This is a genomic window from Porphyromonas gulae DSM 15663, assembly GCF_000378065.1.
Taxonomy (GTDB): Bacteria; Bacteroidota; Bacteroidia; order Bacteroidales; family Porphyromonadaceae; genus Porphyromonas; species Porphyromonas gulae.
The window spans coordinates 42,043-56,187 of record NZ_KB899163.1; the positions used below are offsets into that span (position 1 = coordinate 42,043).

The 14,145-nt window shown below is 47.1% G+C and carries 10 protein-coding genes; 4 read left to right on the forward strand and 6 right to left on the reverse strand.

Annotation, left to right across the window (positions count from 1 at the left end; genetic code table 11):
• Positions 1–62 precede the first annotated feature (62 nt).
• The 4 genes from F452_RS0106370 to F452_RS0106385 all read left to right on the forward strand — a co-directional run bounded on the left by F452_RS0106370 (position 63) and on the right by F452_RS0106385 (position 8,112).
• On the forward strand, positions 63–1,436 hold the full coding sequence (locus F452_RS0106370) for a T9SS type B sorting domain-containing protein (RefSeq protein WP_026292258.1): 1,374 nt from the start codon (positions 63–65) through the stop codon (positions 1,434–1,436).
• A gap of 70 nt (positions 1,437–1,506) precedes the next feature.
• Positions 1,507–4,410, forward strand: a complete 2,904-nt coding sequence (uvrA, locus tag F452_RS0106375) for an excinuclease ABC subunit UvrA (RefSeq protein WP_018965392.1) — start codon at positions 1,507–1,509, stop codon at positions 4,408–4,410.
• Positions 4,411–4,435: 25 nt separating this feature from the next.
• Positions 4,436–5,815 carry an SWIM zinc finger family protein gene (locus F452_RS0106380; protein ID WP_018965393.1) on the forward strand — a complete coding sequence of 460 codons (1,380 nt, stop codon included), beginning with the start codon at positions 4,436–4,438 and terminating at the stop codon, positions 5,813–5,815.
• Complete coding sequence (locus tag F452_RS0106385) at positions 5,815–8,112, forward strand: ATP-dependent helicase (protein ID WP_018965394.1); 2,298 nt, start codon at positions 5,815–5,817, stop codon at positions 8,110–8,112. Before F452_RS0106380 ends, F452_RS0106385 begins: the two co-directional genes overlap by 1 nt.
• 805 nt (positions 8,113–8,917) lie before the next feature.
• Here the strand turns inward: F452_RS0106385 and F452_RS13075 are convergent.
• From F452_RS13075 to F452_RS10795, 6 genes are all read right to left on the reverse strand, one after another.
• Positions 8,918–10,396 (reverse strand): MBL fold metallo-hydrolase, encoded by a 1,479-nt coding sequence (locus tag F452_RS13075; protein WP_018965395.1) that lies wholly within the window; start codon positions 10,394–10,396, stop codon positions 8,918–8,920.
• 27 nt (positions 10,397–10,423) lie between these two features.
• A complete protein-coding gene (murB, locus tag F452_RS0106400) occupies positions 10,424–11,440 on the reverse strand; it encodes a UDP-N-acetylmuramate dehydrogenase (protein WP_018965396.1) in 1,017 nt (338 codons plus the stop codon).
• Positions 11,440–11,910, reverse strand: a complete 471-nt coding sequence (locus F452_RS0106405; protein ID WP_026292259.1) for an SPOR domain-containing protein — start codon at positions 11,908–11,910, stop codon at positions 11,440–11,442. The genes murB and F452_RS0106405 overlap by 1 nt, the downstream gene beginning before the upstream one ends.
• Positions 11,911–12,372: 462 nt before the next feature.
• Positions 12,373–12,588 carry a helix-turn-helix domain-containing protein gene (locus tag F452_RS0106415; RefSeq protein ID WP_033317158.1) on the reverse strand — a complete coding sequence of 72 codons (216 nt, stop codon included), beginning with the start codon at positions 12,586–12,588 and terminating at the stop codon, positions 12,373–12,375.
• A gap of 119 nt (positions 12,589–12,707) precedes the next feature.
• A complete protein-coding gene (locus tag F452_RS12790; protein ID WP_018965399.1) occupies positions 12,708–13,166 on the reverse strand; it encodes a hypothetical protein in 459 nt (152 codons plus the stop codon).
• Between the two features lie 288 nt (positions 13,167–13,454).
• A complete protein-coding gene (locus F452_RS10795) occupies positions 13,455–13,988 on the reverse strand; it encodes a hypothetical protein (RefSeq protein WP_018965400.1) in 534 nt (177 codons plus the stop codon).
• Positions 13,989–14,145: the final 157 nt, after the last annotated feature.

The following is a 14,145-nucleotide window of genomic DNA, read 5'->3' on the forward strand; positions in this document are numbered from 1 at the left end:
GCTCTCACGAAGCAAAATCGTTGACGAAAATTATTGACCGGATAAAAAAGAAAAACAATCGGATGAAAGGAAATAATCAGTTGTGCACACTCCTAAAGCTGTGTTTGCTCTCCATGTTGGCTTTCGGCACAGCAAAGGCACAGATACAGATAGTCGGTGCACCGAGTATGAAAGCTCTGGACGATTCTCCCAATCGCTTGCAGGTTTTTATGCTGCATACACTGAATCCCGCATCTGTCACCCTGCGTTTTGCCGGAACGAGTACGGGAAAGTTGTATCGCTATACGACCAAAGCCATCGAAGCGGAAGAGGTGACTACAGCTACCTATTCGGATGGTATGTGGACGCTTACGGCTCCTCAACTCAACTGTGGTTATTTCATCTCCGGTGATGGGAGACTACCTCAGTACTATTGGATAAGCAACTATGCAGACTATTCTCTGACCGTTTCTACTGTTACGGGGAAACCTTCTGAGACGTCTCCCTGTATCTCGATGGACTTAGCTGTGGATGCAGCCATCCCGCCTATTCCTTATAATCAGCCTAACGGTGTGCCCCGCCGCTTGGATCGGGGGGTGCGGATTTCTTATTCGGATATGGAATGGGATGCCGAAGCTCGTTTGTTTCGGCCTTCCATGAAGGAAGTTGAGGTTGAAGCATCGGATGACGAACGAACTCTTGTGGTGTCGGCATCGTTGGCAGACGCTGTCTATACGATTCATGGCGATCGCTTTACCAAGGAGCTGTCGCTGCCTTTCACTGCTATTGCCACGGATGAACTTCTGACACCGAAAGTGGAGGTGTATGCTTTCGTGGACAAGCTGGAGGATGGGAGCGCAATAGGAGATAATACGCCCGAAGAGGGAGATGCTTCTCTCGTGTCCGCTCCTTTCTCTGTAACGCTTGCTGCATACGGCAACGAGCCTTCGGCCGCAAACTTTGTCTGGCGTATCTATCGGACAGAGGAAGGGGCAGAAAACAGCATTCTTGTTTATAATGGAACCACTACGGACTTTACATTCCGCCAGGCCGGCGTGTATAGTATCCTGTTGCAGGCGACGAATCGGACGGGAACTTGTACCGATGAGGTTTTGTTGGAAAACTATTACAAAGTAGCAGAGTCCAGTCTGACTATACCTAACGCTTTCAGCCCATACGGTAGTCCGGGTGTGAACGATGTATTCAGGGTAAAGCATTCTTCACTCGTTCGTTTTGACGGACGCATATTCGATAGTTGGGGAAAACAGATTTTTCGCTGGACCAATCCTGATGAAGGTTGGGACGGTAAATATAGAGGTAAGATGATGCCTACGGGCGTATACTATTACGTAATTGAAGCGGAAGGGGCTGACGGAATCAAATACAAACGAAAAGGGGATATCAATATCCTCCGACCTGCACACGAAACACCCTTGGAGGGAAACCTCCCACGATAGCAAAAAACGAATCGACCTTTCCGATTGTTCTAATACCATGAGCAATGTATGAGGAAGTGGTCGGAAATATATGCGCGATACAGTTATAAACGTAAAAGACAAGATAGCTCTACACGATGCTGTGGAAGTCTATGGAGCACGGGTGCACAATCTGAAGAATATCGATGTGTGTATTCCGCGTCATAGCCTTACTGTCATCACGGGAATGAGCGGCAGTGGAAAGTCGTCACTGGCTTTCGATACCCTTTTTGCCGAAGGGCAGCGGCGCTACATAGAAACTTTTTCCGCTTATGCGCGGAATTTCCTCGGTGGTGGCATGGAACGCCCCGATGTGGATGAGATAAAGGGGCTGAGTCCGGTCATTTCCATAGAACAGAAGACGACCAATCGGAATCCGAGGTCGACCGTCGGTACCGTTACGGAGGTGTACGACTTCTTTCGTTTGCTTTTTGCCCGTGCTGCGGAGGCTTATTCTTATGCCGGAGGTAAGAAGATGGTGAAGTACACCGAAGAGCAAATCTTCCACCTCATTTTGGAAAAGTACGATGGGCGAAAGATAGCTTTGTTAGCTCCGGTGGTTCGCTCGCGTAAGGGGCATTATAAGGAGCTGTTCGAAAGGCTTCGTAAGAAAGGCTATCTCCATGTACGCGTGGATGGTGAGATTCGTGAGATTTTGCACGGGATGAAGCTTGATCGTTATAAGATGCATGATGTCGAAGTGCAGATCGACAAGCTGCGCGTAGCACCGGATCAGAGCAAACGTATAGCGGAGAGCTTGGCACTGGCTATGCGTGAGGGCGAGGGGCTTGTGATGGTGTTGGATTCGGAAAAAAACGAAGTGGGACATTTTAGTCGGATGATGATGTGTCCTGATACGGGAATTTCGTATAGCGATCCGGCTCCGCACAATTTCAGTTTCAATTCCCCTCATGGCTATTGCCCGCGCTGCAAGGGCTTGGGTGAAGTGAATCTGCCGGATATGGACAAGATCATTCCATTTCGTGAGAAGAGTATATACGAAGGTGGCATCGAGCCATTGGGTAAATACAAGAACAATCTTTTCTTTTGGCAAATAGAGGCATTGTGCGAAAAGTACGACGTGACGATCAAAACACCTTTGCGCGATTTGCCGGAAGAGCTGATCGAAGATATTCTATATGGTACGGATGAGTTGCTAACGATCAACAACAAGGCACTGGGACAGTCGAGATATGCTCTTACTTTCGACGGTGCGGCTAAGTATATACTGATGCAGGCAGAAGAATCCGATGCCTCGGCGACTGCACAGAAATGGGCAGATCAGTTTCTCAAGACTACGACTTGTCCTGACTGTGCCGGCAAGCGTCTGAACAAAGAAGCTCTGTCCTATCGTTTGGCCGGCAAGGACATTGCAGAAGTGAATGCAATGGACATCAAGACTCTTATAGAATGGGTAGATTCTTTGGATGAACATCTCTCGGATACGCAGCGAGCTATTTCTATAGAGATACTGAAAGAGATACGGACACGCTTAGGATTTCTTAAAGATGTGGGGCTGGAGTACTTGACGATGAATCGAGCCGCAGCATCCTTATCCGGAGGAGAAAGTCAGCGGATTCGTTTGGCTACCCAGATAGGAAGCAAGCTGGTCGAGGTCTTGTACATATTGGATGAACCGAGTATCGGTCTTCACCAAAGGGACAATCTTCGGTTGATTCATTCGCTTCAGGATTTGCGTGATATAGGCAATACAGTGGTAGTGGTGGAGCATGATCAGGATATGATGATGCATGCCGACTATGTAATAGACTTAGGACCACGAGCCGGTAGACATGGTGGTGAAGTGGTGTTTGCCGGCAGTCCCGAAGAGATGGTGCAGGCTGATACGCTGACTGCCGATTATATAAGTGGACGAAAGCGTATAGAAAAGTCGATCGGCAGGAGAGACGGCAACGGGAAAACGATAAAATTATTTGGAGCCAAAGGCAATAACCTGCAGAATATAGACGTTATCTTTCCGCTGGGGGTATTTATATGTGTTACCGGGGTCTCCGGTAGTGGGAAAAGTACATTGATCAATAAGACTCTATTCCCTGCTATCAGCCAAAAACTGTACCGCTCTTTGCAGGATCCGATGCCCTACGACCGCATAGAGGGGTTAGAGCATATAGATAAGATAATAGCCGTGGACCAAAGTCCTATCGGGCGGACGCTTAGAAGCAATGCAGCCACATATACGGGATTGTTTACCGATATTCGTGCTCTTTTTGTCGGTCTGCCCGAGAGTAAAGCTCGTGGATATAAGCCGGGGCGTTTTTCTTTCAATGTCAAAGGCGGACGCTGTGAGGTTTGCAAAGGTAATGGATACAAGACGATCGAAATGAATTTTTTGCCTGATGTATTTGCTCCGTGTGAGGGATGCCGGGGGAAGCGATACAATAGGGAGACACTCGAAGTCCGTTACAAAGGAAAGTCCATTGCGGATGTTTTGGATATGACTATCAATAAGGCTGTCGAATTTTTCGAACATGTACCTCATATTTTATCCAAGCTTTCCGTTTTACAGGAGGTCGGTTTGGGCTATATCAAATTGGGACAGCCATCTTCGACTTTATCGGGAGGAGAGTGCCAGCGAGTCAAATTAGCTGCCGAGCTGAGTAAACGCGACACGGGAAATACACTCTATGTATTAGATGAACCGACTACGGGTTTACATTTCGAAGATGTACGCGTCTTGTTGGGGATCCTTAATCGCCTGATAGAGAGAGGGAATACGGTGATAGTGATCGAACATAATTTGGATGTGATCCGCTGTGCGGATTATTTGATTGATATAGGACCGGAGGGAGGAGCAGGCGGTGGCCGGTTGCTTTACCAAGGGAAAATGGAGGATATAATAGAATGCAGGAATAGTTATACAGCTCAATTTGTAAAAGCCGAACTCGAAAGAGGCCGGATGGGTGCTGTACACATGAATTCTGCAGACAATATATAATGTAAAGTAAAGGAAGGTTTATTCAATGAAAGAACAGAAATTGTCTAATCGGTTTTGTCCCGAAGGCATGACCGTAGAAGAGTGGCAAGTAGGATTAAGAAGAGAATTTGCTGAACAGAACCCTTTCGAGGTCGAACATTTGGATGATAATCGGATATGGGGTGATTATTTGGTGGCAAACGGCCGCAACCGATACCGAGTTGCATTCCGTGGTGTTCGGAGCGAACGGAATTATTGTTCTTGCCTGGATTTTAGAACGAATGGGCTTGGAACATGCAAGCATATCGAGGCCGTAACGCTCTTTCTTCAAGATCAGGTACCCGGTTACCCTTGGGGCGAATTTGACTATACACCCGAGTATAGTTCCATCTACGTGAGCTATAAAGGCGGCCGGAGCATCAAGATGCGTGTTGGACGCGAAGAGACGGCACGCTTCGAGGCCTTGCGTGCTCGCTTTTTCGATGAGTCAGGCACTTTACCTCCTGAGAATTACAGCTTCTTACCGCAGATTTGTGATGAGGCCAAGGATATTGCCGCTTCATTCCGTTGCTATGAGGATGTGTTCGATCTGACTCAGGAACATTGCCGTAGGACGGAGTGGCAGGATTATTTGCGCGAGACCAATCCGGACAAGCGAGTCGATAATGAGTATACAGCCGATATGCCGGAAGAGATGCGTAGGCATGTGTATGATTTGGCTTATGAGGGACATGGCGTGATGGTCGGTGTTCCTTCCGATGTAATCGTTCGCGAAGTCGTTGCCCTTGCCGATGTATATCTGCGCGATCAGCCCGGAGCTACGGGATATGTGATTATCAACGATCCGCAGCGTTTCATCCTTTGGCGAAATGCCTTTGCCAATCCTGTGCTTCGCCGCTTGCCCATCGAGGTGATGCATGCTTCGGCTTTTGTTAAGAAGGTGGCTAATAATGTCCCCCCCTGTACATTCATGTTTGTGGAGCAGGCTGCTCGTTTGAAGGAGTGGCGCGATCCTGTTTCGGTGGCTATCAAGAGGATGCAGATCGACCATCTTTATATGAATCTGGAGACCATCGAAGATCTCACCCCCGTTCAGTTCTCCTCTGTGGTACAGCATATAGATCCGTTCATCTTAGGTCCGTTCTATCGCTTTATCCGAGACTATCGTCCTATCTTCCCGCTTAGAAATGATGGCTCCAATCTGCCTGAGGATGTGCGTGATTTTATGTTCCTGTACACATCCGATTCGATTAGAGAAATGAACGAAATGCTTCCTCCTATCCGTACGGCAGAAATCTTGTTGCATGGTACTGATGCGGAAGAAGAGATAGACAAACTCCTGCGTCATCTCAATCGTGTTCTCTCGAATGATACGCTGCGAGAAGTGTTTCTTAAAAGAATCAGTATGATTGTCGGGGCATCGTAATGTCCGAAGATTATCTCTCATCATTGAACGACAGCCAAAAGGCTGCCGTTCTTTATAATGACGGGCCTGCCTTGGTGATAGCCGGGGCAGGCTCCGGCAAAACACGGGTACTCGTTTATAAGTTGCTGCACCTGATTCGCTCCGGCTACGATCCCGCAAGGTTGATGGCACTGACCTTTACGAACAAAGCTGCCAGAGAGATGAAGGAGCGTGTGGCAAGCGAGATCGGGCCTGCTGCTTACAGGATACAGATGGGTACATTCCATTCCGTTTTCTCTCGTATCCTTAGAGAGAATGCCGCACACCTCGGATATACTCGTGACTTCAGCATTTACGATACGAACGATACCAAGAGCTTGCTCCGTCATGTGATGAAGCGCATGAATATCGATGATAAGGTATATCGTATCAACGCGGTACAGCATCGTATATCGATGGCCAAGAATCAGCTGATCTCTCCCGAGTCGTATGCTGCCAATAAGGATCTCTCCCGATACGATATAGACTGTCGAATGCCTCGGATGGCAGAGATTTATTCTCTTTATACCATGCTGTGCAAGCAGAATAATGCCATGGATTTCGATGATCTGCTTTTCAAAATCAATGTCCTTTTTCGTGATTTCCCTGATGTCTTGCAGACCTACCGTGACCGCATCGATTATTTGTTGATCGATGAGTACCAGGATACCAACTTTGCACAGTATTTGATCGCTCGGCAGTTGATGGGAGAGAAAGGTAAGGTATTTGTTGTGGGGGATGATGCTCAGAGTATATACAGCTTTCGTGGTGCCAAGGTGGAAAACATTCTGGGCTTTTCAAAGTCGTTCCCCGGGAGCAAGCTTTTCAAACTTGAGGAGAACTATCGGAGTACGCAGAGCATCGTCAATGCAGCCAATAGCTTGATTGCTCACAATGAGGGGCGAATCCCTAAGCAAGTTTTTTCGAACAAACAGGTAGGCGAGCGTATTCGCCTGACGGGCTGCCTATCGGGGTATTTGGAGGCTTATACGGTAGCGGACTCGATCGTCGAGCGACGCTTGCAAGAGCATTGCCCTTATTCCGATTTCGCCATTCTGTATCGCACTAATGCGCAGAGCCGAGTTTTCGAGGAGGCACTCCGCAAACACAATATTCCTTTCCGTATATACGGTGGGCTTTCGTTCTATTCGCGAAAAGAGATCAAGGACGTTCTGGCCTATTTCCGTCTGATCGTAAATCCCGATGATGACGAAGCACTCAGGCGTGTAATCAACTATCCCAAGCGAGGAATAGGGGATACCACTCTGTCTCGTCTTAACGAGATAGCCGCGGCTTCTTCACGTTCGTTGTGGGATGTGCTGTCCGAATCGCAGGAAGGCCTTCCTGATCTTAGTGCTACAGCCCGACGCCGTCTTAGTGAGTTCGTCTCTCTCATCCGTGAACTTCAGGAGTCCGAATACGAATCTCTGTACGAGCAAGCAGCCGATGTGGTCAAACGGAGTGGGATCTCGGCCGAAATTTTTTCGGACAAAAGTATCGAGGGGATAAGTCGGCAGGAAAACCTCAAAGAATTACTCAACGGCATCGAGGAATACAGCACTTCTTACGCCGAAGAAAGGGGAGAGAACCCCTCCTTGGGAACGTTCCTCAACGAGGTCGTACTCCTGACAGACCAAGATACAGAGGGAGTAGCCGGAGATTATGTCACCCTGATGACGGTACATGCCGCAAAGGGACTTGAGTTCAGGCATATTTTTATCGTTGGTATGGAAGAAAACCTTTTCCCTTCGATGATGAATGCTACCGAACAAGGTCTTGAGGAGGAGCGTCGTCTCTTCTATGTGGCTATCACTCGTGCCAAAGAATCCTGTCATATCAGCTTTGCTGCGGAACGCTCCCGAAACGGGCGAACAGAACGTTCGCGTCCGAGTCGCTTCCTGCAAGAACTTGATGATGCGTACGTTGAGCGACGTGTACCGCAAGAAATGTTAGGGGGACACTGCCAAGGTGACGAACTCCCCATCCATTTTTCTCGGAGCGATGCTTTCGAAAGATTGCCTCAGCCGGAGCCGATTCGCAGACGGCTGGTACGCATCGGCTCCTCCCCTGTTCATGAGGAGCGGATGGTTCATCAGCAGATAGGAGATTTGCGTGTGGGCGACACGGTGGCACATGCACGCTTCGGAATCGGAATCATCGAATCCCTCGAAGGCGAAGGCGACAATGCTAAGGCAGAAGTCTCGTTTCAGCAGGTGGGACGCAAACGCTTATTGCTTCGGTTTGCCAAGCTGTCCAAAGTAGAAAAAGATTCGATCTGAACTACAGGATACCATTGATGAAACTTTTCATCCCTGTGTAATACATCAGTTCAAGCAAATGTACAGAGAGGTATCCTGTTTCTGCTTGGATCGAGCCGATGTTGAAGCTCGGAAATCGGTCAATTGACAATGAAATCTCCAAGAAAATGCCGTGCGACGATCTTATCTATCGGTTTAACAGCTCGCACGGAATCTCCCACTCCCCGAACCTGCCATCCGACACAGAGCAGATAGCATCTTCCATCAATAGACTATAGTATCCTCTCGTATGAGACCATACTATCCTCTCATATGAGACCATAGTATCCTCTCATGTGAGACCATATTATCCTCTCGTATGAGACCATAGTATCCTCTCATGTGAGACCATAGTATCCTCTCATATGAGACCATAGTATCCTCTCATGTTAGTTCTGTATCTTAGGCAAAGATCGAAGAGCAGATGTATGGTTGCCAAGTAAACAGAGATTTCCCCAAGTTTCCTTCAGGTATATACTTGAGGTTCGCAGAGACCCACATGAAGCTCTCCTCTCTTCATCAAATCAATGCTTGTGTCCGTCTTGATCAATATGAGGGGGGTGGAAGGGTTATTGCGCAAAGGTCTCTATAGGGCGTAGCTCGCCCCCCCTCCGGCATGTGTTCCCAAAGGCTATAAAACAGTGCGGATTCGATCCGAGGGAAACATGCAATGTACTGTTTATCAGCGTATTGCATTCTCAGTGGGGAGATTTTCGTTTATTCACGTGTATTTATGACTGGAAAATACATTTCCAATCAAAAAGGAGTGTTTGTGTGAAGAGAAGAGCTATAAAGCACCGAAATTGCGTCGGAAAATAGCTTCGAGTTGTTGTTTGACGAGGATGAAATCCTGCTCGCGTCCGAGTTCACGACCGATGGAAGTCACCCCTCTATCCGAGAATCCACAGGGATTGATCAGTTTGAAGTAATCGAGATCCGTATTGACATTGAGGGCGAAGCCGTGCATCGTTATGTGGCGACTGCTTTTCACCCCTATTGCGCAGATTTTGCGAGCACGCCCCGGTATATCAGGATCCAGCCATACACCGGATGCTCCGGCCGAACGTTCGCCTTTCAGACCGAATATGGCAATGAGATCGATGATACACTGCTCAAGCATTTCGATATAGGTGCGTAAGCCGATACCGTATTGTTCGAGATCGAATATGGGGTACCCCGTGATTTGTCCCGGCCCGTGGTAGGTGATGTCCCCTCCTCGTTCTATATGAAATAGTCGGATGCTGCGACTTTTCAGTTCGGATTCGGACAGCAGCAGATTTTCTTCATGACCGTGTTTGCCTAAGGTTAGGACCGGTTCATGTTCACAGAAGAGTAGTGTGTTTTGCGGTTTCCTGTTTTCCAATTTGTCTACTACAGCATCATGGAAGAGCTTGCGTTGCAGGGTCAGTGCCGATTCGTAATCAATGCGTCCGCAGTCTTGATAATGGTACTCCGAACGGGACACATGCGACTCGAAGTCCTTAATTCTTATCCTCTTCTCGTTGATTATGGCTTCCAGCCCGTCGTATCCCGAATGGATATGTGGAGGAAGAAGAGCCAAATGTTCCTGGTGCAGAGGTGCGTGGTGGGAGAGGTGAATCAGCACACTTTCCGGATTGCCGATTTGTCCTATTGTGTCAATAGCTTGCTCGATGGTCTGGTGCGAAGGGTGTTCCTTTCGGTAGCGAAGGCCGTTGATAAAAAGAAGTCGGCAGCCTTTCAGACACTCGATTTCTTCTGCTGCTATATCCTTCATATCGGTAAGGAAAGCCATCTCTCCTATCTTATATCCGAGTATCGGCAGCCTGCCATGCATGATGCGAAGAGGCTCTACTATCAGGTCTGCTACTTGAAACGGCATGCCGGGTTTTACTTCGCACAGTTTCAGTAGAGGAGTACCCGGATAAGGATTTTTGCGGAATACATAGTGCAGTCTGTCGCGTATGGAGTCCAGTACGTTCTGTTCGGCATAGACGGCAAGCTCACGATGCCAACAGATGGTGCGCAGATCGTCGAGTCCACCGACGTGGTCGAAATGTTCGTGAGTCAGCAAAATGGCATCGAGCGAATCGATGCCGGCAAACAGAGCTTGTTGGCGAAAGTCCGGGCTGCAGTCGATGAGGATTCGTTTCCCTGCATCCGTGATTATAAGAAGAGAAGTACGGGTGCGCTTGTCATGCCTGTCTTCGCTACGACATACCCTACAATGACAGCCGACTTCGGGGACGCCGGTACTGGTGCCTGAGCCTAATAATATGCAACGCATGGGGCAAAAGGCTTGCTACTTGATATATTATAAAATGTATTTGACCTCCGGATGGAGAGTGATTCCGAATTTCTGTCGGACACTGCCTATGATCTCTTCTGCCAAAGCACCCACCTGAGTGCCCGTAGCTCCGCCATAGTTCACCAAGACCAAAGCCTGATGTTCATAGACGCCTACTGCACCGGAGCGATGCCCTTTGTATCCGCATTGCTCGATCAGCCATCCGGCCGGCACTTTCACACTGCCGTCCGGTTGGGGATAGCTTGGTATGGAGGGGTATTCGGTTTGCAGGGTATTGAATTTCTCGGCAGATACCACCGGATTCACGAAGAAGCTGCCCGCATTACCTATTGTGGTCGGATCGGGCAACTTGGAATTGCGGATGCGTATGACCGTATCTCGAATCGATCGTAGGGTAGGGGTGATTCGTTCTTCTTCCAGGACCTTGGCCAAGGCTTTGTATTCAAGTGAGAAAGAGGGCTTCAGGCGCAGACGATAGTCCACATACATAATAGCCCATTCGGCATAGTTCGGTTCTTTGAAGATACTGTATCTGTATGCGTATCGGCAGTCTTCGTTGCGAAACACACGAGATTCTCCTGTTCGGTAATGACGAGCATGAACCGCCTCGATCAGCTGAGATACTTCTACTCCATAGGCTCCGATGTTTTGGACTGCCGACGCCCCCACCTGGCCCGGTATGAGGGAGAGATTCTCTATGCCATAATAGTTGTTCTCTACGGCATAGGCGACGAAGTCGTCCCATACCATACCCGATCCTACACGCAAGAGAATACTGTCCTGATCCTTGTGCAGTTCGGTGATACCCTTTACTTCGGAATGAAGCAGTATACCATGAAAATTAGCGAGGAAGAGCAGATTGCTCCCCTCGCCAATCGTTTGTACGCGACATTCTTGAAAAAATTCGTCTTTCACAAGCCGGTCAATATCGGCGTCGCATGTGTAGTCGATCCACCAATCCGTCCGGGCTGCAATACCGAATGTATTGCGTTTGGAGAGTGGATAGTCTTGTCTGATGTCCATTAGTTAGCACGCTCAAGCAGCCATGCATCCTGAAAATTCGGGGCATAGCGTTCCTTGATGGCCTCACGGGCAGCGATGGCCTCTTCGCGTGAAGGGAAGCTGGCTACGATTACGCGTAGCATCCCCTGTTCGTTTTCTGCCAAAATAGGGGTATAACCTTCAGATTCCAAGCGTTCTTTCAGAGAACGAGCATTCGTTGCATTGCGGAAGCTGCCTACCACTACGCTGAACCGATCCAATCGAGAAGCATCTTCTCCACTGTAAGCAGAGAGCTTTTCCTGACGGATCTGTACATTGATAGCCGGTTTAGAAACTATCGGACGAGTTTCCGTATCCTTGTCTTCAGCTTGGGCAATCTCACGTTCTTTGGCCTGCTCGTAAGCTTGGCGGTAGGCACTTTGCTTGGATTTGCATGAGCCGAATGCAACCGTCATAGCTATGGCGGCTGCCAAAACAACCATCTTATTCATCTTTTTTTCTGTTTGAGTTATTAATACTCCCATCGGCAAAGATAGAGTTTTCGATGAAAACAGCCATACTTGCAACAGGGGTGCACATTCCCCCTCCGCATGCCACACTTTTTAGCGAGCGAACAAAGCTTAGAACGTCTTCTAGGTTATTTTTATCCTTGCCTGTTGATTCGAGTTCCTTTATCAATCTATTAGGAAGTTTAGATTGTAGTTGGGATGAGACATACTCGGATAATTGTTTCATATCAGGAATGAGAGGCCATTCTCCCCTGGCATTGGCACAGATAATGGACAACCTGCAGAAATAAAGAACCCAATAGGTTTTTTATCCTGAGAGAGTTTGACAAAGAGCCCTAAGATGCCTTGTTAAATCATGCGTTAGTGTAGTCATCGTATTTTCTTTTATGTTTTCAACTTTTTTTGATGTCATTTTTACACATACACCATCCTTTGAGGCAAATTTTAAAAATCCCTACTTTTTGCATAAATGATTAACCCTTTCACATCCACCCCCAATATCTTCGCAATCTGGAAGAGGGTTTCGAGGCTTGGTTGACGGCGGTTGCAGACATAGGCATTGACAATGCTAAAGCTCTTGCCGAGTTTTTCGGCAAGCCATGTTTGCTTAATACCTTTTTCCTCAAGCACTTCTTTGATTCGATTCATAGGTTTATCCATCTCTTTCAATATTCTTTGTTTGATAGCGCAAGGATGTGAAATGAAATAGCATAGAAAAAGGGAATGAGATTTTATTTTCTCATTCCCTTAAATCATTTAATGGGTGTGAAGAGAAGCATTTATTTCCGTTGTTTTATGGATTCTGCTTGCTTATGAAGTTCATTTGCTTGCGATGTGTTCAGGCGGGCTCGCTCTGTCTTTTCTGCCTGTTCTTTAACTAATCGTTCGTAAGTTTCCACTTGTTCTCGGATAAGTGCAATTTGCTGTTCGTCTCTCTGATAGGTGAAGAGCGTTTCCAAAACCATTAGCTTTTCCTGATTAGTTTCTCCATACATTTTAATGTGGCGATACTTCAAATCATTATCCAATAGTTGACTATTTTGTCGCATTTGCCAGAAGTTTCCAAGCAGTGAAAACAAAATAACAAGCCCCATACAGTAAAAAGTGATAACTGTTCTGCTATTCTTAAAGTCAAGACTAAGAATATGTTCTTTACGGATGACAGTACGACTCTCTTTGCCGATCTCATCAATTTTTGCCTCGATGGCTTGTGAGTCTCTTTTTTCTCTGAGTCCCATCCATCCAGCTTCTCAAAGGCTACTTCTAGTCCTGCCATTACACTCTTGGTAAGTATTTCTTCCAAGACCCTGATTTGTTCGGGAGAAAATACCTCTTGCGTTGAAAGTGTATTCATCCTCTCAAAAAGTTCTTCGATTTTACTCAAATCGATTGTTTGTTGTTCAGATCTTCCTTCTAAGGAGAAAGCCATTTCCGTAAGACTTTGCTTCAATTCCTCAAATAAACCATATACGGCCGAAGTATCCATTCTATCTGTATTCATATACTTTTTCTTTTGTGATTAAACATTAGTGCAGTACTCTGCGTATTCTGATTTTGCTTTTAGCTGCCAACTTTCTGGCTTTCAGAGCCTGAATGTATTCGGCAAGCGTTGCATCATAATGAGGACTATTAAAGAGCGAGAAAATGCTTAGTTGCCCTATAAGAGAATCAAGAGCATCCATCACACCTCCTGTTTCCGATGTTTTGAATTCTTGTTTTTCTGCCTCTTGAAGTGCTTGATAGGCATTATCTTTAATCTGCCTGTCAATCTTTGAGAAGCTACATTCTCTATCTACATGGGAGCCCGAAATCCGATTACCGTCTTTCTCAAAAATGATGCCCTGAATCTTATCTGTATTCCCATTCATTTTAAATTCCAAGCCTATACCTGATTGCTTTAGGGTTGCTTGCAACTGCTCCCACGTCAAACTTTGAGGGATAGCTTTTTTGAGAGCGTCGTAAATCTCATATTGGGTTTTGTCGTTTCCTTTCAGCCGTTCACGCTTGACATTCTCTTTTCCAGAAGCAAGATATAATCCGTATTTCTTGGTCAGTTCCATGCAGACCTTTGTGCTACGTAGTCATCCCTTAAAAAGCATTTGCAAGTGAGGAGTCATTCATCGATGGTCTCTCGCTTAGCTTTTCGCTTATTATTTTGAGCAGGTGCAAAAGAGCCTTCATGGCTCTTTTGAAGTTGTAAGCAGCTGCTGCCAATAG

Bases quoted from the DNA above. Each gene is read 5' to 3' on its own strand.
- F452_RS13075 (WP_018965395.1), bottom strand. From the start codon at position 10,396: ATGCGTTGCATATTATTAGGCTCAGGCACCAGTACCGGCGTCCCCGAA.
- uvrA (WP_018965392.1), top strand. From the start codon at position 1,507: ATGCGCGATACAGTTATAAACGTAAAAGACAAGATAGCTCTACACGAT.
- F452_RS0106405 (WP_026292259.1), bottom strand. From the start codon at position 11,910: ATGAATAAGATGGTTGTTTTGGCAGCCGCCATAGCTATGACGGTTGCA.
- F452_RS12790 (WP_018965399.1), bottom strand. From the start codon at position 13,166: ATGGGACTCAGAGAAAAAAGAGACTCACAAGCCATCGAGGCAAAAATT.
- murB (WP_018965396.1), bottom strand. From the start codon at position 11,440: ATGGACATCAGACAAGACTATCCACTCTCCAAACGCAATACATTCGGT.
- F452_RS10795 (WP_018965400.1), bottom strand. From the start codon at position 13,988: ATGGAACTGACCAAGAAATACGGATTATATCTTGCTTCTGGAAAAGAG.
- F452_RS0106385 (WP_018965394.1), top strand. From the start codon at position 5,815: ATGTCCGAAGATTATCTCTCATCATTGAACGACAGCCAAAAGGCTGCC.
- F452_RS0106415 (WP_033317158.1), bottom strand. From the start codon at position 12,588: ATGGATAAACCTATGAATCGAATCAAAGAAGTGCTTGAGGAAAAAGGT.
- F452_RS0106380 (WP_018965393.1), top strand. From the start codon at position 4,436: ATGAAAGAACAGAAATTGTCTAATCGGTTTTGTCCCGAAGGCATGACC.
- F452_RS0106370 (WP_026292258.1), top strand. From the start codon at position 63: ATGAAAGGAAATAATCAGTTGTGCACACTCCTAAAGCTGTGTTTGCTC.